The organism is Microcystis sp. M083S1 (assembly GCF_020246405.1).
GTDB classification, from domain to species: domain Bacteria; phylum Cyanobacteriota; class Cyanobacteriia; order Cyanobacteriales; family Microcystaceae; genus Microcystis; species Microcystis aeruginosa_C.
Map to the genome: position 1 here is coordinate 1 of NZ_JADBTB010000178.1, position 19,064 is coordinate 19,064.

The following is a 19,064-nucleotide window of genomic DNA, read 5'->3' on the forward strand; positions in this document are numbered from 1 at the left end:
CTTCGTTGTCGGTTTAGATGGCCGAATTTGGAGCAAGTTCTATGATCCCAGAATTGCAGATGCTAAATGGTCTGATTGGTTCCCCCTCGGAGATAACACATTTCCACCAACATCGGTGGTAACTGCCATCAGCGGAGTGCCTGGTGGGGTGACATTGTTTGTGGTCGGCTATGACCGAAAGGTGTGGAGCCAGTATTACGATCCTCGCGTTGAAAACCCAGCGTGGTCAGGATGGTTCCCTCTTTAAACCTATTCTTACTGGTTCGGCTACTGGGATCTGTTTTAAAACATGCCCCAGAATTTTCATGCAAGCCTCTGGTTATTACTTGATAGAGGATTTGAACTTCTGACCTCCAAGGTACCGGAGGTGTCTTTTCTCTCCCTAATGGCTTGCAGACGCCGCTGGTGCTGAGTTTGAGGTTAATGGCAGCCCCTGAGCGCGGAAAATGGGATGTCAAAAAAATGTTTGATATTATGCTTGAAATTTCTAAAACCTCTCTTAAAGTATTAGGCAGTGAGATATTTAATCAGATAACCAAAAGTAAATAACTAAAACAAAGATTTATTAAATCAAAATAGGTTGAAAATGGCAAGAAATGCAACAAACGAATTATTACAAAAAGCTAAAAAATCAAAAAGTGACGAGTTTTATACACAGCTTTCAGATATAGAAAGCGAATTACAGCATTATAAAAGTCATTTTGAAAATCAAGTAGTTTATTGCAATTGCGATGACCCCCGAATTAGTAACTTTTTTAATTATTTTACCTCAAATTTTAATGAATTAGGTCTTAAAAAAATAATAACATCTTGTTATAGAGAGCAAGTAAAAAATTTATTTAATACAGAAGAAGATGAAAAAGGGTTTTTCTTTGAATATACAGGTACAGAAGGCGAAAAAAACAAACCAAGTTCAACTGACCTAGTTTACTTTAATGGAGATGGTGATTTTCGTAGTTCGGAAAGCATTGAACTATTAAAGCAGTCCGATATTGTTGTTACCAATCCCCCATTTTCATTATTCAGAGAGTATGTAGCTCAATTGGTTAAATACGATAAAAAGTTTTTGATAATTGGAAATATTAATGCAATAACCTATAAAGAAATTTTCAAACTTATTAAAGAAAACAAGGCGTGGTTAGGAATAAATATTGGTAGAGGTATTTCAGGTTTTATTGTACCTGAACACTATGAACTATATGGAACAGAAACTCGAATAGATAACTCTGGTAATAGAATAATCTCACCGAACAATTGTTTATGGCTTACTAATTTAGATAATTTTAAGCGGCACGAAGATATAGAACTCACAAAAATATATTTTGGCAACGAAGTTCAATATCCAAAATATGACAATTATGATGGAATTAATATTAATAAAACACAAGACATACCAATAGATTATAAGGGATATATGGGGGTGCCAATAACATTTTTACATAAATTTAATCCCGACCAATTTGAAATAATTAAATTCAGGAAAGGGAATGATGATAAAGATTTATCAGTAAATGGGAAATGTCCGTATTTTAGAATACTAATCAAGAATAAACGAATACAAACTGAATATATTGATTTAACTGACAAAGAAAGATAAGGTATAACAAATCGTTGTACCTGACATTTTTCCGCTACGATCCAAAATGTCGGTGAAATCGATCGTTATGCTCCAAACTTAGTGCGATGTCGAAGGCACTGCTACGCAATGCGATCGCCATCGCCGTAGGGTGCGTTCCCTAATATGGCTACTGCTGCTCCACTAATAGATTTTTGGGGAACGCACCATGCACATTGATTGAAACTGTGGGTTAAAGTGCGGTCGCCGATCTTAATAAGCTATATTAACAACAATACTTAAAGAGAAGGCTTAAAATGGTTAAATCAACTTTGTACACGACAGCAAAAGTCCTACCGGGAAATAGAATTGAAATTGAATCTCCAGATCTGACTGTAGGACAAACTGTTGAGGTAGTTATTTTGGTTGAAGAAGTTAGTTCTGATTCTTCTACCAGCGAATATATCTCTCCATCCTTAAAACAGCGTCTTGCTTTTCTGAAGTTACCAATGACTGAACGGAGGAATATTCTCAAAAGTCAAGCCGATATAATGCTCTCTCACTATCAACAAGATTCTGAATGGCAGGAGTTAATGGCAGGTGACATCATTGAGTATTAACCCTGAGCTGCCAAAACGTGGAGAAATTTGGTTAGTCAACTTCGATCCTACTGTTGGTGCAGAAATCAAAAAATTGCGTCCTGCTGTCGTCATCAGTTCCGATTCAGTAGGAAAGCTTCCTATCAAGCTTATTGCTCCTATTACAGACTGGAAAACATATTTTTCAGCAAATTTCTGGCACGTTAAAATTGAACCTAACAGTATCAATGGATTGAATAAAGCTTCTGCAATTGATACTCTTCAACTAAGGGGGGTGGATTTACAAAGGTTTATTCGTAAATTAGGAAGCGTTTCTGAAATTACAATACTGGAAATTGTAGCCGCCATTGCTACTGTAATCGAATTTGAGATCTAACAAATCATTGCACCCGACTAATAAAAAGCGACTGATGCTGGAAAATAGACCAAAATGGCGGGTGAATTCAGCTGGTAGGGTGCGTTCCCTAATGTGGTACTACTCCACCGATCGATTTTGGGGAACGCACCATGCACATTGATGGAAACTGTGGATTTAAGTGCGATGTCGAAGGCACTGCGTAGCAGTACACCGCTCTGGTGGGTTAGGTTAACGGCAGACCCCCAACTGTGATCTTTGACTTCATGCCAATTTGTGCGGACTGTATTCAGGTGTTACCTGCTGTGATAGTTAGTAAGTGAGCCTGTTCGTTGAGTTGAGGAGTAAAATAGGAGAAGTCTTAATCTAAGATTTAGTAATGGATAGAAGCATTATAGAACGGCAACCGCTAATTGAAGCAGTCAAGGCTCTCCCTGATGAGGCTTTAGTGGAACTGTCTAATTTTCTTGACTATCTTCGCTATAAAGCAGCCCATCAAAGAGAACTGACCACTCATTCTTCTAGTTTTCTGCTTGCAGTTGCAGGTTTAGGCAACTCTGGTCAAGAGGATATTTCAGAACGTGATGAAGAGATTCTAGGCAATGAGATTGATCCGGTGTCCGGCTGGAATCTTAAGCCAAGCAATTCAGTATGACGGCGATACTTGACACCAGTTTTTTGTTTGCCTTAACCGATCAGGGCGATCGCAATCATCAGCGGGTGTTGGCTATTGCTCAAAGCGTGAATGAGCTATTGGTTCTACCTGTCGTTGTCTTGCCTGAGGTCTGCTATCTGATTGCATCAAGATTGAGCCACCAAGCAATGCGCCGTTTTGTATCCAGTATGACACCTGATGCGGTTCAAGTTGAACCTGTAATCCCAGAAGACTTGGTACGAGTGCATGAGATATTGGAACAATATGCTGACAATCAGCTTGACTTTACAGATGCAGCGATCATTGCCATAGCTGAAAGGCTTACTATTACTCGCGTTTACACACTTGATCGCCGAGATTTTTCGATTATTCGTCCAAGTCACTGCGATTACTTTGAGTTATTTCCTTGAACCGCCAGCTAACACTGCGTGGCAGCGGACGGTCAAAATTCGTCGCTGCTGAGCTTGCTTTCTAATGCCGTCGCTGATTTGATCCGTTAGCGATCGAGCGCGCTACGCACCGATCGGGTTCTGGACTTCCCCGTTGACAAAAAGGCATAACCTGTGCTGTAGGGGGGATTAAGAGAATTTCCGATACCCTCTTACTGGGTACAAATTAAGAAAACCTCTAATAAATCTAACGCCGTACAAACTCCTCGTCAATAGCAAATCAGGTTATACTTCACACCCCACACCCCACACCCCACACCCTACCCCCACGAAAAACTTTTTCAGCAGACCCTACCTATCGATCCCATTTTTACCTATTCTAAGCGCAGGATTTCTCCACCTCTAGCTATAGATAATTCTGCTGCCTGGAGGATTTTGACTAATTCCGTCCCTACCGATCCCGAAGATACAGGAGAATCGACACCCGTAGCCACCGACTCTAAAAAATGTTCGCACAATGCTTTCAGGGGTTCACCATCGGCAATAGGGATAGATTCCGTCTCTTGTCCCCGGGGAATAAAATAGGCTTCCTGACGTTCAAAATAGCCCTTTTGTCGGGTTAAAGGCGATCGAGAGTCTAATTCATTAAAAATTAAAGTCCCTTCGCTGCCAACTATTCCTAAGCGTCGCTGTTTATCGGGATTCAACCAACAAAGGTGAATAGTCGCTTGAAAACCATCGCCATAGATCAGGGTTAACCAGACTAAATCGGCTAGATTAGGTTGTAGCCAGAAAGTTCCCCTCGCCTGTACCGATACTGGTGTACTATTTAACCAATGATTAAAAATCGAGATATCGTGAATAGCTAGATCCCACAAAGCGGACACATCCTGACGGACCGGCCCCAGGTGGGTACGAGTGGCATAACCATAAAGAGGTTTACCGATACCCCCGGATTGCAGGACTTTTTGTCCAGTGATAACGGCGGGATGAAAAAGATAGGTATGATCAACTAATAAAATACGCTGTTTTTTAGCCGCTAATGCCGTTAATTCGGCACATTCTTGGGGATTGAGGGTTAAGGGTTTTTCGGCGAGGACGTGATAACCTAAATTAAGAGCATCTTTAATCAGGGGATAATGGCTGATGGCGGGAGTAACGACGACCACAGCCGAGATTTCGGGGTGATTGCGAATAGATTCCCAGTCATTGGCTAAAATAACCTTATTAGTATCGAGATTAAATTGATCGCGACAGAGACGGAGTTTTTCAGGGGAGGGATCAACGATCGCCACTACTTGCGCTGAGGGATGTTGAGAAAAATGACGGACGTAATGCACTCCCCAACGTCCTACCCCTAAGATAGCGATTCCTGTGGACATTTTGCTTACTCAGATAAATCAATCTAGTTTATCTTAAAAGGATTAGGCGCAATTGTTAATTGATTCTGAGAACTGGAAGGGATTATGTTAAAATTTTTTATCGATCGAGGGGGAACTTTTACCGATATCGTGGCGATAATCGATCAACCAGAAATTATTGAACGACTAGCTAGAGATGCCGCTAGATTTCTGATTGTTCCCCTTGCCGATCAACAGTGGATTGTTCTCTATAAACTGCTCTCGGAAAATCCCGAAAAATACCCAGATGCAGTCATTCAAGGGATCAAAGATATTAGCGGTTCCCTAGATAACATCGAAGTGATCAAAATGGGAACAACGGTAGCCACCAATGCGCTGTTAGAAAGAAAAGGAGAGCGCACGGTTTTGTTAATCACCAAAGGTTTTAAAGATGCCTTGAGAATTGGCTATCAAAATCGCCCCGATATTTTTGCCCGTCAAATTATTCTTCCTTCTTTATTATACGAACAAGTTATCGAAGTGGCGGAACGCTACGATAGTCAAGGACAGGAATTAATCACCGTTAATCCCGCCCAAGTTAAAGCCGATTTAATACCAGTTTATCAAGCGGGTATCCGAAGTTGTGCGATTGTTTTTATGCACGGTTATCGTTATCCTGACCACGAAAAACAAGTGGCAGCCATTGCCGAAGAAATCGGCTTTACTCATCTAGCCATTTCCCACCAAGTCAGTCCTTTAATGAAACTGGTATCCCGGGGAGATACCACGGTAGTTTCTGCCTATTTATCGCCAATTTTACGCCGCTATGTTGATAGTATTAGCCAGCAATTACCGAAAACTAGCTTACTATTTATGAAATCCGATGGCGGTTTAGTCACCGCCGATAAATTTCAGGGTAAAGATAGCATTTTATCTGGTCCTGCGGGGGGAATAGTCGGGGCAGTACAAACCAGTTTAAGGGCGGGATTTAGCAAAATTATCAGTTTTGATATGGGAGGAACTAGCACCGATGTTTCTCATTTTCAAGGGGAATACGAGCGCCAAACAGATAACGAAATTGCCGGCGTAAGAATGCGAGCGCCGATGTTAAGTATTCACACCGTGGCCGCTGGTGGGGGTTCGATTTTAGTCTATGATGGTTATCGTTTTCGGGTCGGACCAGAAAGTGCCGGAGCTAATCCGGGACCTGCCTGTTATCGACGGGGTGGCCCATTAACAATTACCGATGCTAATGTTTTGTTAGGAAAAATTCAAGCTGCCTATTTTCCCGCTATTTTTGGAGAAGAGGGAAATTTACACCTAGATAGAGAGATTGTGCTGACAAAGTTTCAAGAATTGGTGGCAACAATGGGGGGTAATAATAGTCCTGAAATGTTGGCTGCGGGGTTTATTCAAATTGCCGTAGAAAATATGGCTAATGCGATTAAAAAAATCTCTCTACAAAAGGGTTATGATCTCAGTGATTATACTCTTTGTACCTTTGGCGGTGCCGGGGGTCAAGTGGCTTGTTTAATTGCCGATACTCTGGGAATGAAAAGCATTTTTCTCCATCCCTACGCCGGGGTTTTAAGCGCCTACGGCATGGGTTTGGCCGATTTGAGGGTAATTAAAGAAAAAGCGATCGAACAGCCGTTAAATGCCGATTTAATCGGGGAGTTACTCCCGGAAATGAACGAATTAGAAGTTTTAGCGGGTCGGGAATTAGAGGGTTATAATCGGGTGCGGCAGCAAGTTAGTTTAAAATATCAAGGCAGTGATGCCACTTTAGCGGTTAATTTTAGCGATCAAATGCGTCAGGATTTTGAACGGGAACATCAAAGACGTTATGGGTTTAAACAAGAACAAAAAGCTTTAATTGTTGAGTCGATTGCCGTGGAATTGATCCAGACTATGGACAGTCCCCAAGAAGCAATTTTAACCCGCACCCGTCCGATGGGAGAATTACCTCATATCCTCGATCGAGTAGCGGTTTTTATGGCTAATCAATGGCGAGAAACGCCAATTTATCAGCGTTCAGATCTGGAACCTTTTGATTGTCTGGCAGGACCGGCAATTATTATCGAAAAAATTAGCACGATTGTGATTGAACCGGGTTGGATGGCCAAATTAACGGAGAAAAATCATTTAATTCTCTCCAAAGATTAGCTAATTGAACTACATAGAAATATCTACGGCAGTTATTCTAATTGATCAATTCTCATTTCGCCGAGGTATTTACGGAGATAGGGAGAAAAAACCTCGTAAATCAGGGTAAGGGGTTGGCGAGCGTGCCAAAATAGGTAATGACGACCCCAAAAAGCTCCTTTTTCCCCAAAAGCTATTTCTAATTCCGGGGAATGACCGTAATAAAGTCCCTGCACATCGCGATACAATTCCGTGTGCAGCCGCGAGAGACTTTCCCAAATCGGTAGGGAACGATTTTCTAGATATTCGTCCACTTGATTGGCAGACCACCAAGAAGCGGCATAGGCTAACCTTTGACCGCTCGCTGTGCGTAACCAGACTTGACGACGCAATCTCGGCCCCGGAATCAGGCTAATTTTCATCGGTGCGCCATCCTCATCATCGCCGATGGGGGACATATCGATCACATCCACTTCCGTTTTTTCACCGGTTAAAAGTTGTAAATGACGGGTGGGAGAACCATCACCGAGAATTAAAATCTGCCAAGGAGGCGCGAGTTGGCTATGGGGTAAACCTTGTTTAACATCGGTTTCGTCTCCTTGCCAGAGAGGGGACAGGGAGTACCAAGGAGGATTAAGCAGGGGCTTTTCTTGGGGGCGGAGGATAGCAGTCAAGGTTTGTTACAAAACTTTATGATTTTTTCATTAATCATAACACGGGATTTTTGTCTGCTGGCGATAAAAGCGATCGCCTTGTTCCAATCCTCTCTAAATTTTTCGGTTAGCAGATGCAATCTTGCCAAAGGAGATCGGCTATTTTGATATTAACGATAGAAAGGTATCAAAATCTGGAGGAGTTTTTGTAATCTTCTCAGGGCAATTAATTGTCGAATCTTGGGATTAATTTGGGGGGGATAAATGCTGGTGGCTAATTGTTCTTCTAGTAAGGCATATTCTGCCGCAGTTAGGGGTTGATTATCCAGGGGCGATCGAGCCGAAGTGATAATTTCTGCTCGTAAAACTTCTTCGGGAATATCTTCAGGAGAGGGCAAAGCAAGGGCTTTTAGGGGCGAGAAGAAACCGATCGAGATGAGGATGATAATTTTGATCGTTCGCTGCATTTAATTTAAACCGGGGGGCAATTTTTCTCGACACTGTTGATGAATTTCCCCGATTCTAGCAAACAACCAGGGATATTTTTGACGATAACTGGGAATTAGAGCCAGAGGACTGAGTAGGGCAGTGGCGGCAATATCGGCTACACTTAATTTATCCGCCACCAAATAGGGCTGATTTTGCCAATATTCTAGAATCTTGAGGGCATTTTCTAGGCGCTCCTCCGCTAATTTTACCCTGGCTGGGGTGATTTTATATTGTTGTCGCACGATATTAATAATTATTTGACTACTCAGGGAAGAATCGATCGCTTTTCCCTCTCCAGCGCGATAATTATAATAGACAAATCTCGTCGCTACTCCAATACTTTCATCTAACCAATCCTCTAGTAACCAAGCTTGATTTTTCTCCTTTTCCCCATCGGGAATAAAAGAGGGGAAAGGAACTACTTTTTCTAAATATCTGAAAATGGCAGTAGAATCGGCAATAATCTCATCTGCTGCCATTAAAACGGGGACAGTGGTTAACCCTTTAGTTAGGGGTCTGAGTTTGAGAATATGTAGTCCAGGGGTGAGATTTTCTACTTGGTAATCAATCCCCTTATAACCTAGGGCTAAACGAGCTTTGCGACAGTAATGAGATGTGCTAAATTGAAGTAAAAGCATTAAGTTTTGTTGGTTGCTATAGTAGTTATCAGTTATCAGTTATCAGATTTGAGTTTTAAGTGACCAGTATGTATTAAGCGAGCAGTATTATTCCTACTGTGTTTTCACTGATTACTGTTTACTGTTAAATGAATTGGCAATAGGTCTATACTATGAGCAAACCCTCCCTTTTTTCGGCTGTTTCTCGTCCTTATGCGACTAATTCCCAAGCAAAAGATCCCTGGTTAGCGGTCAATCTCTCGATGTTTTTCCCCGGTTTGGGACAATGGTATGCTAACAAAAACCAAAAAGCAACCATTTGGGCGATCGCTCAAGTAATATTAATAATTGTGACAATTTGGTCAATTTTTAGCCCCAATGGCCCTGTAAGCTGGGGATTAGGGGGAATAGTTGCTCTGGTTATCGTTTACATTAGCAATATTTTTGACGCTCACTGGACTGTTTATGATTCCAGACAGAATAACAGCTTAGAGAAAATTCCCCGGAAACAAAAAAACCCATGGTTTGCCGTCTTCGCTAACCGGATTATGCCAGGTTTGGGGCAATTGTACGCCGATAAGGTGATCTTAGGGATAATTTTTCTGACTATATCCCAGATTAGCCTGAAAATGGATCATTTTTTGACCAATATCCTCTTTCTTACCCCTTTAATTACAGCAATCGCTATTTATCACGTTTATCACACTTTCCCCGATCAATTCCACCCCCATCGTCACACCTATCGTTCCATTTTGACACTGATGGTGGGAGTGATTTTTACTTGGGGAATTATCTGTAATTATTTTCCCAATTGGTTACATCAAAAAATAGAATTTTTCCAGATTCCGAGCGAATCCATGCTACCTACCCTCGCAATAGGTGATCGCGTTTTCGTCAGTCAATCTGGTAATTATCAAGCGAAAAGAGGCGATATAATTGTTTTTAGAACTCCGGAAAAAATTAGGCAACTAGATCCTAAGTCTGGAGATTTTTTTATCAAACGAGTCATCGCTATTGCCGGAGATACCATTGAAATCCGCAGGGGTAAAGTTTATCTCAACCGGCAAGTTATCGAGGAACTCTACACCGCCGAGTTAGCCAATTATGAAATGGAATTTATGACTGTACCCCCAAAAACCCTGTTTGTTTTGGGAGATAATCGTAACCATAGTTTTGATTCCCGTGATTGGGGTTTTTTGTCGGAAAGTTATATCGTTGGTCAAGCCTATAAAGTTTACTGGCCCCTCGATCGTGTCCAGTCTTTGTTATGATGCGGATGACTATTGATTTTCAGCTATCTTCAAGGGGTAATTTTAATCCTATCTACTTATTAGCGAGGAAAAACCTAACCGCAAGAATTTTGGCTCTCTTGGATTTGGTGGGTAAAGTGTATTCTAAGATACATTCCTCCTAGCGAGGGGGTGGAACGAACCACAAAGACACAAAGGACACAAAGATTAATCGATCATATAGCAAGTTAAACTTATCACACAGAACCTAGAAGAGCCGAATTTTTAGGTGAATCCTAATTGAGATGGGAGTCTTTGGGAATAACATCCAAACCGAGGAGAACCTTTTGGGTATTGGACATATCGCCGATAATTCTTTGTAGGGGTGGGGGAAGTTGTTTGACTAAAGTAGGAGTTACGAGAATTTTATCCTGTTCCGCTAATTGCGGCTGTTCGAGAACATCAATTATTTCTACGGTATAAAGACCGGATAACTCCTCGCGACAGATACGAAAAATATTAGCGATCGCCCTCTGGGATTTACTTGAATCACCCATAATGTAGAGTTTGAGAAGATATTGACTCATGATTGCGTGTTATTGAACAGTTTAATGTTGCTGAGACCGATATAGTATTTACGATAGAAAGAGACGAGATAACCCATCAATTCCAGGACCATGAGACGACCTTCGCTAACGTAGGCCTGCGCTTTGGCCAGGGTGACATCCTGATTTTTTTGGCGTAGGGTGGTAGTATGAATGTCCACCACATCGCGAGGACTAGCTTTTAAGAATCCTAACTTATCGGCCAAGCTTCGCAGTCGTTCCGATAGATTATGTTCCACTTTGTATGCTTGTTCTTCTAAAGCTAAATCTAATAAATCTCCGTAATTTTGGACTAATTCTTGAAAAATATCGGGAATACTCTGCCTTATTGCCTCAGAACCGAACATTTTCGCCGTGATGCTAGTTTGTACTCCCTTGATTAACTGTTCCAGTTCGCGAAATTCTTCTTCCTGTTGTTGATGTTTAAGATTGAGGATATATTGCTGACGCTCGATCGCCACACGAATTTGATAGACTAAAAGACTACTATCGATATTATTTAACTGAATATAACCGTCAGCACCGAGTTGAAAGGCTTTAACGACTAATTTCTCATCATTGCTAGTAGTTTGAACCACTATCGGTATATCAGAGGCTAATTCTCTGGTTTTGACTAGAATATTTAAGCCGGGGGGAACAGAGATTTCCAAGCTTAAGAGGATGAGATCAAATTTCTCCCCTGCCAGTTTTTCGGCAGTTTCCTCTAGATCCTGAGCTTGGGTGAGGGTAAAAGTCAACCCCTCAGCCAGGGAACATTGGGGGGCCTTTAACAGCAATCTCTGGATTAATTTAACAGTCGTCGGTTCGTCCTCTATCAATAAAATCCTACAGAGATCCCTAGTCATTGTTAATCGATCGCTAAAATTATCTTTTTTCCCCCTACTCTCATAGTAAGCCCATCTTTGGGAAACTCAAGGACAAAATCACAACATATCTCCGGCAAAAGTGAGATTTTAATGGCGACCTTGCTCTTAAATTCCTTAATTTAACGATTTTTCCTGAAAAAGATCGCTTTTCTACTCCAAGGAAACAATCTATTTCCTTTTTCTCCCCACTTCCCCACCTCCTCACTTCCCTCACCTATTTTGACTCAATTCGGCGAATTGCCACCACTGCCGGCCGGGGAGGTTGATTAACTTGACCACTGGGCCAATTCGACCCTAGGGGTACTTGTCGTATTTGTTCAAATTCCTGCCCATTAGTGGTTTTAAGGGCAAATTTACGGTTTTCAAAGGCTAAATCCCGACGAATTCCCCCCGCTTCCCCCGGATGTTGTACTGCCAAAAATAACGTCTCTTGGTCGGGAGTAAAGTACAATCCCGTTAATTCCGCATCCATGGGAGCGATAGCAAAAGGATAGGGATGCTCTTGACCCTTAACAAACACCCAAGCGCTATTATTACCAAAAATCCCCAATAAATCCCGTTGACTAACCGGGACCCCTTGGGGATAACGAGTTTTCATCTCTCGATTTAACCCACCCGTGGAAATATCGCTAACCATCCAGAGATTTCCCTGTTTATCGAAAGCGAGGTTATCGGGATTAGAAAAACCCTCACCTTTCTCTGTCGGTTCCCCTCCATAAGCGACCACATCCCAACGAAAACTTAAGGAAGCAGCATCGTTATTATCTTCCCTTAAGCTGATAATCCAACCAAATTCGTAGGGTATTTCGCCATTTGGTCCCTTAAATACCTCCTTATCGGCTCCTCCCTCCGCTTCACTGGGACTACCAGAGGTAAAGGTCATATATAAAGTGCCATTCTCGTCCACTTCCGTATCTTCTGGCCGACCAGTACAAGTGACCCCAACGGCGTTAGCGGCAAAATGAGCATCGATGAGAATTGCTCCCTGTTTTTCCGTCCCATTACCTTCATACAGGTCTGCGAGGGTCTTATATTTAGATTTGTAGGCCAGAATCTCCTCATCGTCCTTAAATAGCAGTAATTTAGTCTCATTGACCGTTCTTTCGGGATTTGGCAAAGCTACCACCCCATCCCCGCGACTAGCGGCAATTTGACTCGGTAGGACGGGATTTATCTCCGTGTCGGGATTTAATGGTATCCAATAACCAGTTTTATCGGGGTTGAATTTTGCCCCGTAGAGCATTCCTTTTTCTAGGAGTTTTGAGTTATTTTTCGCCTTAATATCGCTAATTTTGCCCTCGGAAACGAATTTATAGATATGACCGCCTCTGCGATCGCATCCCGAATAAACTGCCAAGGGTTGCCCCGTTTGAGCGAGAAAAGCGACCGCTTCATGGCGAAAACGCCCTAACCAAGTGTGTTTTGTGCCGTAATCGTCGGGATTGGCTGGATCCACCTCCACCATCCAACCGTATTTATTTCCCGCTAACCCAAAAACGTTACCCCGGCCATCCACTTCCCCACTATTGAGAATAAAGGGGGTAGTATCGGGATGCAAAGAAGAACCATCTTTTAACACTACCTCGGTCACTTGGTCTTGAAAGTTCTCCTCGGCACTAAATACGGTCCCCCAGGGAGTTGTTCCCCCGGCGCAATTTTGCAACGTTCCGATAATTTTTGCCCCTAATCCGTCATCGTAGCCAAGTTTATCAGTTTTGGTAAAAATTGCTACAGCAGGACCGGTGGCTTTCAGGTAACGACCGTCCTTTAGTCCAGAGATACCGGTAATGCGGCGATCGGCTTTACTATAGGTACGTTGCCATTTTCCCGTTTGATCTTTAGCGAGGGAAATTACGCCAATTCCCTGATCAATTAAGCCTTCTAGGGAGATTTCCTCGATTTTTGCCCTTAAGCTGGCATCTTGCAGGTTATAGGCGGCAATTTCACCCTTTTCGTTGGTTTTTTCTCGTACTTCCTTGACGGGTAGGGTTTTACCAATCACTTGTTCAAAGGTTTGTAGCCAAGTACGACCACTGATATATTCAAAATTAACGGTTAGATAACCTTGACCCGGACTGGTTTCGATAAAAGATAGATAATCATTGTTATAACCGAAACGGGAATCACCCACTTTATCTCCCCACTGCGCTACCACATCATAGGTGAATCCTTGCGGAAGAACGAGATCATCTGGGACTGTATAGGTTTGATAGGCACTTTTTTGGCTTTCATCGCTCATACCGTCAATTTTTAAGGGAATCGGCAGTTTGACTGGAGAAAAGTTTAAGCCAAAACTATTAGCAGCGATCGCAGGACTGCTAATCAGAGAGGAATATTTTTTCTCTTGCAGACTGAAAAAAGAGACACCAGCAGTGGCAGTTAAAAAGGTGAGGAAATTACGGCGAGAAATACTCATATTTTCAGGAATAAAGTCAAAACTGGTGTTCAGACCTTGATTAGGTTAAATTTTATTACATAAACTTGACATAGGTATTATATATTATCCAAGTTATGACTAAGTTAACAGCCAGTTAAGTAGGTAGGCACAATTATTTGTAGGATGGGTTAGCGGTAGCGTAACATAATCGGGCGTTGGGTTTCATGCTTCAACCCAACCTACGTTCATTTTATATTTAATTCCACCCACCTACTTAAAAGTAATCAGTAAACAGTAATCGGTGCAAAGACAGCAGAAAACTGCCATAATCAGTAAGCAGTAATCGGTGCAAAGACAGTAGAAAACTGCCATTTAATACCGCTCACTTAAAATTCAAATCTGATAACTGAAAACTGAATAGGGGTTTAGCAAATGTCTAACGAAACTGTAACTTATTCCCTAGAAGCCGTTCTGACAAGGATTGAGGGAAAAATCGATAACCTACAAAGAGATGTTACTCAAAAATTCGACAAAATCGATGAACGTCTCACAAAATTAGAAATCGGACAAGCCGAACTCAAGGGAGAGTTAAAAGGAGATATTAAAGCTTTAGATGAGCGATTGACCACGGAAATCAAGGGATTAACGGCACGGATTGCCTATCAGGAATTTACTAACCGGGGGATTTTAATCGCTTTAGTCGTCGCTATTTTGGGTGGTGCGGCTAAACTTTTTGGTTTTTTTCCTAATCCCTAGAAGTGGCTACCAGGCACGGCTAGGAGCAAGATCAATGTCATGAATATTTTGATAAAATTCCTTGTAAAAAAGCGGTAGTTTTTAAATCAATCCCTGTAATTGCCGTACCAACAACTACCGAATAGGCACCAACTTCTAGGGCTTTTTTGGCTTCTGTTGGAGTCGATATTCCTCCTTCACAGATAACAGGAACTGATAACTTATTAACTAATTCTTCTAGGAAAGAAAAACTCGGCGGATGCAGATGTTTAGTGGCTTCTGTGTAACCGTAAAGAGTTGTACCGACAACATCAGCACCGGCTGCCACCGCATAAATAGCACTTTCGATCGAGTCTATATCTGCCATGACTAATTTACCAGTTTCCTGATGAATACGATCGATAATTGTGGCTAAATTTTCATCATCGGGGCGCTTTCTTGGGGTAGCATCTAAGGCAATGATATCGGCACCCGCATCGGCAATAGCGAGAGCATCTTGATATTTGGGCGTAATATATACCGAACAATCGCGATAATTGCGTTTCCAGAGTCCAATTATCGGTATATCCGGCAATTGTTGACGGGTGGCTTTCAGATGAGCGGGACTATCAATTCTTACCCCACAAGCACCCCTATCCACGCAAGCATGAGCCATGGCAGCAATAATTACAGGATCGTGCAGAGATGACTCCACCGGCGCTTGACAGGAGACGATTAAACCCGATTTTAAGGTTTCTATTCGCATAAATTGGGGTGTGGGGTGTGGGGTGTGGGGTATGGGGTGTGGGGAGACTTTTCAGTTATCAGTGAACTGATAACTGATAACTAACCCCACCAGCAAACTTTTTGCCGCAAACCTTACTTATAAGCAGCAATACACTGTTCAACTAAAGCGGTTACTGCGTCCACATCTTTCCAACCGAGAATTTCTGTGACTTTTTTCTCTAGATTCTTATAGGTTTTGAAAAACTCGGCGATTTCCTCCAAGCGATGGGGAGAGACATCTTTGAGGGATTTTACCTCTGCATAACGGGGATCTTTAGCGGGAACACAGAGAATTTTTTCATCGCGGTCACCACCATCGATCATTTCTAACATACCAATAGGGCGGGCCGTAATCACACAGCCCGGGAAAGTAGGCTGATCCATGATCACCATACCATCTAAAGGATCGCCATCATCGGCGAGGGTATTGGGAACAAAACCATAATCACAGGGATATTGTACCGAAGAATAGAGAACGCGATCGAGAGCAAAGGCATTTAAATCCTTATCAAACTCGTATTTATTCTTACTGCCGGCGGTAATTTCCACTAAAACGTTAATTAAACCTGGTTTCGGTTGGGCAGGAATGCGCGATAAATCCACAAGCTTTCTCCAAATACAAGACAATAGCGCCTTTAGAGTCACCTAAAAGCGCAAGCAAAATTAAAACACACTTTGATTGACTCCGATCCAAATTTTACTCATAAGGGGGATCGGGACGAAGAAAAAAATTTTTATTTTGGCAATCGTCTATCTCAATTCTGTCACCTCATTTGCCTCGTTAGGGAGTAGGATGTGTTACCGGTAAGGGGTTCTTCGGTATAGTTAGGCGTGGAGTTATATCCAATCGCTAACAAGGGTAACGTTAGGGTCAGAATTGCGATCATGGTTCCGAGTAAATTGGCCCACCTATGACTAGGAGGTTCGGAAGTCTTCCCTGACGGGTTGCTTGATTCCATAAAGGGGTCGTGTTGAACTCGACAAGTAAAGAATACGAGAGATATATAGAGCAGTCAGCTATCGGCTTTTAGCTTTTAGCAAATTACTGCTATTTTTTGCCTTTGGGCTTGGTTAACGTCTCGTTAAAAAGCGAAACATTAACAGCAATACTCTCCCTACTAATTATATTTTACCAATTCTTTTCCAAGAGTTCACTCTGATACTTTTCTTGACGATCTCTCCAGATCATGGTCTGTTGGTGTTTGTCCATGTCATACTAAATCAGTTTTTAATAACTGGATTTAGTATCAATCCACAAAAAAAATGTCTGAAAAGCCCAAATATTAAGCGATTCAAACATTTTCTCATTGCAATCGGAGGGTGATATTGACTTTATGTCTTAACTTCGAGCTTACGATAGAAACCTAGCTGTTAATGTAGCCTATTTAACCAAAATATCGATTTTTTGCTGATTTATCGGGATAGACAATCACCTTTTCTCAGAAATTATCCGAGTTTAGAGATAATTGGTTAGCTAATCTCCCAATAAGCCAGGCCGCAGAGACCAGCAAGGCATCCTCAAGCCTTGATTTGTCCTTGCTTGTCAGGGACAGCGATCAGGACAAGTGGACTTAATCCACCAATATAGATATCATAACTCGATCGAGGGAGAAAAGCCAAGAACCTGCGAGAAAATTGCCGATTTATCCCGGCCAATATTACTGCTCACATCGCCCTAGATCATGCCGTCAGTCATTCTTCAGCGAGAAACCACCTCGCTAGAGGATTCTGATTCTAGGGGGAGAGAGGGTTTAATTATCCCGTATTTTGTCTCCTCTGGGGTCACTTGACGGATCACCTCCAAAGCTTCCTTGATCATTACTGCCATGGGAACCGCGACAATCACCCCCAGTAAACCGCCCACTCGCGCCCCCGTCAAGACCGAAACCAACACCCAAAAGGGATTTAACCCCGTGACACTGCCCAAAATCCGGGGAGCAATGCCGTTTTCGACAATTTGCTGCACCACTACAGCTACGGCTAAAACTTGCAGAGCTAAACCAATATCGCGCAAAGCTAGTAAAGCTGTCACTGTGACAATGCCGACAGTTCCCCCAAAAGGGATTAAGGCCATGGTACCAATCAAGAGGCCGAATAGGAGACCAAAAGGGACTTTAATCGATAAAAAGGCCGTGACTAATCCCAGGGCCATGCAGGTGGCACAAATCACCTGTCCGACAAAGTAATTCTGAAAACTTAAGCGTAGGGTTAGGGAAAAGGGTTGTTGGACGGGTTTGGGCAACCATTGGATAATACTCCTCCAGATATCGGGACTGTGGAGAAGCAGATAAAAGGTGAGGATAATGGTTAGCAGCACATCAAGCACCCGCACCACAGTAAAAACGGTGAGATTAAGGGCTAAATTAACGCTTCTTCCCGCTAAAATTTGCAATTCTGCCCCTAAACGACTGTTAAACTGAGCGATCAGACCATCGAAACTGATCGGAATCGGTAGATTCATCGTGTCGATTTTGGTATCTAGTTGCATCAGTTGGCGCTGTCCCGAGTCTAACCATTCTGGCAATCTGTTGACAAATTGCTGTGCTTGGGTGAAGACTAAGGGAACTAGGGTTATTCCCACGGCCACAAAAATTAAAATCGTGATCAGGGAAACCACGATCGCAGCTAAACCCCGTTTTAATCCCTGACGTTCCAACCAAGTCACCGGATAACCCAAGAGAAAAGATAGAACGGCCGCTATCAGTAAAATAACAAATAAAGATTCAAAATAGCCAAAAATTGCCGATAATGCCCAGGCATTCAGAACTATAAGTGGTGCAGCTAGAGCAATCACCAGTAAGCGGGATAGGGAATTCAGGGATTGCCACCACGTCTGAACCCAATTGCGTTTCGGGGGAACGACTTTAACTTCCACCATGAAGCCTCTTAAAGGGTTTGTTTCAATACTTGTATTCTGACAGATCGAAGCCTAACCCGCTAACTCAACTGGGGGGAAGTGGGGTGATGGGGTGTGGGATGCTGACCTGACAGGGGGACAAGCGAGCTAGAAAACTTGCCAACAAAGGCTTCTAGCTTCTCTCGCTAGAAATAGATTTAGCGATTCTAGGCAAAAAGCTAACGAAAGAATTAGGGATAGGAGCGAGCTTACTAGGAATTATTATTAATAAGTGAGAGATGGTGCGGCGAACTTTTTCGAGCCAAAACCATGAAAAGCTTATGATATATGGATTTCATCTTTCTTGTCCCCCTGTCAGGATGCTGACAGGTTTAGGTTTACTACAACAACCTTATGGGTGTAACGGGGGCATCCTGCCGACATTGAAGGTGAACGGCTCCGTTAGGCTGTAGATCTAGTCACTCCATACTTGACAAGACAATAGACCTCTTGCAAAAGTCTTAAGTCGATCCTTGTACAGCAACATTTTTGAAGATTATCAACTACTAATAAATAATTAACTGAAAGTCCCTCCCATTATTGTTTCTATCGTTTGTTTTCGGATTTATGCAAGAGGTCTAATGCAGTTGCATTACCATCAATATCTAGTTTTTACAAACAGGCTGAGAGGTCGCAATGGCTGCAACTATGGCTCCATGGCCAGAATCCACTCTTACCGATCGCTATCAGACTACAATTCCCGATTCCGTTCGCAAAGCCCTTGGCTTGAATAAGCGCGATAAAATCTGCTACAACATACAGCCCGACGGCAAAGTATGGATTTCCAGGGCTGA

General features: G+C 42.5%; 21 protein-coding genes. 11 read left to right on the forward strand and 10 right to left on the reverse strand.

Annotated elements, in window-relative coordinates:
* From IM450_RS16160 to IM450_RS16190, 7 genes are all read left to right on the forward strand, one after another.
* Positions 1-247: hypothetical protein (locus IM450_RS16160; RefSeq protein WP_287669590.1), on the forward strand; the 247-nt coding region annotated here is incomplete at its 5' end.
* A 176-nt stretch (positions 248-423) separates the two neighbouring features.
* The gene (locus IM450_RS16165) at positions 424-549 is read left to right on the forward strand and encodes an EcoRI family type II restriction endonuclease (RefSeq protein ID WP_223211159.1); all 126 of its coding nucleotides are present in this window, start codon (positions 424-426) and stop codon (positions 547-549) included.
* Positions 550-586: 37 nt separating this feature from the next.
* Entirely contained in the window at positions 587-1,597 is a 1,011-nt protein-coding gene (locus IM450_RS16170) for an adenine-specific methyltransferase EcoRI family protein (RefSeq protein ID WP_287669616.1), read from the forward strand.
* A 275-nt stretch (positions 1,598-1,872) separates the two neighbouring features.
* The gene (locus tag IM450_RS16175; protein WP_002775120.1) at positions 1,873-2,175 is read left to right on the forward strand and encodes a hypothetical protein; all 303 of its coding nucleotides are present in this window, start codon (positions 1,873-1,875) and stop codon (positions 2,173-2,175) included.
* A complete protein-coding gene (locus tag IM450_RS16180) occupies positions 2,156-2,530 on the forward strand; it encodes a type II toxin-antitoxin system PemK/MazF family toxin (RefSeq protein WP_172968156.1) in 375 nt (124 codons plus the stop codon). The genes IM450_RS16175 and IM450_RS16180 overlap by 20 nt, the downstream gene beginning before the upstream one ends.
* A gap of 358 nt (positions 2,531-2,888) precedes the next feature.
* Complete coding sequence (locus tag IM450_RS16185) at positions 2,889-3,164, forward strand: hypothetical protein (RefSeq protein ID WP_016517014.1); 276 nt, start codon at positions 2,889-2,891, stop codon at positions 3,162-3,164.
* Positions 3,161-3,574, forward strand: a complete 414-nt coding sequence (locus IM450_RS16190; RefSeq protein ID WP_287669623.1) for a type II toxin-antitoxin system VapC family toxin — start codon at positions 3,161-3,163, stop codon at positions 3,572-3,574. Before IM450_RS16185 ends, IM450_RS16190 begins: the two co-directional genes overlap by 4 nt.
* Before the next feature lie 353 nt (positions 3,575-3,927).
* Here the strand turns inward: IM450_RS16190 and IM450_RS16195 are convergent, their stop codons facing one another.
* Complete coding sequence (locus tag IM450_RS16195; RefSeq protein ID WP_287669626.1) at positions 3,928-4,935, reverse strand: Gfo/Idh/MocA family protein; 1,008 nt, start codon at positions 4,933-4,935, stop codon at positions 3,928-3,930.
* An 84-nt stretch (positions 4,936-5,019) separates the two neighbouring features.
* Between IM450_RS16195 and IM450_RS16200 the strand changes: the two genes are divergently transcribed.
* Complete coding sequence (locus IM450_RS16200; protein WP_287669628.1) at positions 5,020-7,059, forward strand: hydantoinase/oxoprolinase family protein; 2,040 nt, start codon at positions 5,020-5,022, stop codon at positions 7,057-7,059.
* A gap of 32 nt (positions 7,060-7,091) precedes the next feature.
* Here the strand turns inward: IM450_RS16200 and IM450_RS16205 are convergent, their stop codons facing one another.
* The 3 genes from IM450_RS16205 to IM450_RS16215 form a co-directional block, all read right to left on the reverse strand.
* Positions 7,092-7,712: a chorismate lyase gene (locus tag IM450_RS16205; RefSeq protein ID WP_287669630.1), complete on the reverse strand. Its 621-nt coding sequence runs from the start codon at positions 7,710-7,712 to the stop codon at positions 7,092-7,094.
* 149 nt (positions 7,713-7,861) lie between these two features.
* The gene (locus IM450_RS16210; protein ID WP_194013271.1) at positions 7,862-8,158 is read right to left on the reverse strand and encodes a glutathione S-transferase; all 297 of its coding nucleotides are present in this window, start codon (positions 8,156-8,158) and stop codon (positions 7,862-7,864) included.
* The gene (locus tag IM450_RS16215; RefSeq protein ID WP_287669633.1) at positions 8,159-8,818 is read right to left on the reverse strand and encodes a glutathione S-transferase family protein; all 660 of its coding nucleotides are present in this window, start codon (positions 8,816-8,818) and stop codon (positions 8,159-8,161) included.
* 152 nt (positions 8,819-8,970) lie between these two features.
* Between IM450_RS16215 and lepB the strand changes: the two genes are divergently transcribed.
* Positions 8,971-10,068 (forward strand): signal peptidase I, encoded by a 1,098-nt coding sequence (lepB, locus tag IM450_RS16220; RefSeq protein WP_287669636.1) that lies wholly within the window; start codon positions 8,971-8,973, stop codon positions 10,066-10,068.
* Between the two features lie 254 nt (positions 10,069-10,322).
* On the opposite strand, the gene IM450_RS16225 is transcribed toward lepB, so the two are convergent.
* The 3 genes from IM450_RS16225 to IM450_RS16235 form a co-directional block, all read right to left on the reverse strand.
* Positions 10,323-10,613, reverse strand: a complete 291-nt coding sequence (locus IM450_RS16225) for a circadian clock KaiB family protein (protein WP_002772019.1) — start codon at positions 10,611-10,613, stop codon at positions 10,323-10,325.
* Entirely contained in the window at positions 10,610-11,476 is an 867-nt protein-coding gene (locus IM450_RS16230; RefSeq protein ID WP_287669638.1) for a response regulator, read from the reverse strand. The genes IM450_RS16225 and IM450_RS16230 overlap by 4 nt, the downstream gene beginning before the upstream one ends.
* 235 nt (positions 11,477-11,711) lie before the next feature.
* On the reverse strand, positions 11,712-13,913 hold the full coding sequence (locus tag IM450_RS16235) for a PhoX family protein (protein WP_287669641.1): 2,202 nt from the start codon (positions 13,911-13,913) through the stop codon (positions 11,712-11,714).
* 393 nt (positions 13,914-14,306) lie between these two features.
* Here IM450_RS16235 and IM450_RS16240 point away from each other — a divergent pair, with 393 nt between their 5' ends.
* Positions 14,307-14,630, forward strand: coding sequence for a DUF4164 family protein (locus IM450_RS16240; RefSeq protein WP_002752658.1), 324 nt, complete (start codon positions 14,307-14,309; stop codon positions 14,628-14,630).
* Between the two features lie 37 nt (positions 14,631-14,667).
* On the opposite strand, the gene IM450_RS16245 is transcribed toward IM450_RS16240, so the two are convergent.
* The 3 genes from IM450_RS16245 to IM450_RS16255 form a co-directional block, all read right to left on the reverse strand.
* Positions 14,668-15,354: an N-acetylmannosamine-6-phosphate 2-epimerase gene (locus IM450_RS16245; protein WP_287669644.1), complete on the reverse strand. Its 687-nt coding sequence runs from the start codon at positions 15,352-15,354 to the stop codon at positions 14,668-14,670.
* 113 nt (positions 15,355-15,467) lie between these two features.
* Positions 15,468-15,977 carry an inorganic diphosphatase gene (locus tag IM450_RS16250; protein WP_002760578.1) on the reverse strand — a complete coding sequence of 170 codons (510 nt, stop codon included), beginning with the start codon at positions 15,975-15,977 and terminating at the stop codon, positions 15,468-15,470.
* A gap of 1,096 nt (positions 15,978-17,073) precedes the next feature.
* A complete protein-coding gene (locus IM450_RS16255) occupies positions 17,074-18,252 on the reverse strand; it encodes an AI-2E family transporter (protein WP_287669646.1) in 1,179 nt (392 codons plus the stop codon).
* Positions 18,253-18,918: 666 nt separating this feature from the next.
* On the opposite strand from IM450_RS16255, the gene IM450_RS16260 reads away from it, so the two are divergent.
* The coding region (locus IM450_RS16260; protein WP_287669648.1) for a type II toxin-antitoxin system PrlF family antitoxin at positions 18,919-19,064 on the forward strand (146 nt) is incomplete at its 3' end.

Excerpts from the sequence above, each read along its gene's own strand:
- IM450_RS16165 (WP_223211159.1), top strand. The coding sequence starts at position 424 with ATGGCAGCCCCTGAGCGCGGAAAATGGGATGTCAAAAAAATGTTTGAT.
- IM450_RS16170 (WP_287669616.1), top strand. The coding sequence starts at position 587 with ATGGCAAGAAATGCAACAAACGAATTATTACAAAAAGCTAAAAAATCA.
- IM450_RS16175 (WP_002775120.1), top strand. The coding sequence starts at position 1,873 with ATGGTTAAATCAACTTTGTACACGACAGCAAAAGTCCTACCGGGAAAT.
- IM450_RS16185 (WP_016517014.1), top strand. The coding sequence starts at position 2,889 with ATGGATAGAAGCATTATAGAACGGCAACCGCTAATTGAAGCAGTCAAG.
- IM450_RS16190 (WP_287669623.1), top strand. The coding sequence starts at position 3,161 with ATGACGGCGATACTTGACACCAGTTTTTTGTTTGCCTTAACCGATCAG.
- IM450_RS16195 (WP_287669626.1), bottom strand. The coding sequence starts at position 4,935 with ATGTCCACAGGAATCGCTATCTTAGGGGTAGGACGTTGGGGAGTGCAT.
- IM450_RS16200 (WP_287669628.1), top strand. The coding sequence starts at position 5,020 with ATGTTAAAATTTTTTATCGATCGAGGGGGAACTTTTACCGATATCGTG.
- IM450_RS16210 (WP_194013271.1), bottom strand. The coding sequence starts at position 8,158 with ATGCAGCGAACGATCAAAATTATCATCCTCATCTCGATCGGTTTCTTC.
- IM450_RS16215 (WP_287669633.1), bottom strand. The coding sequence starts at position 8,818 with ATGCTTTTACTTCAATTTAGCACATCTCATTACTGTCGCAAAGCTCGT.
- lepB (WP_287669636.1), top strand. The coding sequence starts at position 8,971 with ATGAGCAAACCCTCCCTTTTTTCGGCTGTTTCTCGTCCTTATGCGACT.
- IM450_RS16225 (WP_002772019.1), bottom strand. The coding sequence starts at position 10,613 with ATGAGTCAATATCTTCTCAAACTCTACATTATGGGTGATTCAAGTAAA.
- IM450_RS16230 (WP_287669638.1), bottom strand. The coding sequence starts at position 11,476 with ATGACTAGGGATCTCTGTAGGATTTTATTGATAGAGGACGAACCGACG.
- IM450_RS16235 (WP_287669641.1), bottom strand. The coding sequence starts at position 13,913 with ATGAGTATTTCTCGCCGTAATTTCCTCACCTTTTTAACTGCCACTGCT.
- IM450_RS16240 (WP_002752658.1), top strand. The coding sequence starts at position 14,307 with ATGTCTAACGAAACTGTAACTTATTCCCTAGAAGCCGTTCTGACAAGG.
- IM450_RS16245 (WP_287669644.1), bottom strand. The coding sequence starts at position 15,354 with ATGCGAATAGAAACCTTAAAATCGGGTTTAATCGTCTCCTGTCAAGCG.
- IM450_RS16255 (WP_287669646.1), bottom strand. The coding sequence starts at position 18,252 with ATGGTGGAAGTTAAAGTCGTTCCCCCGAAACGCAATTGGGTTCAGACG.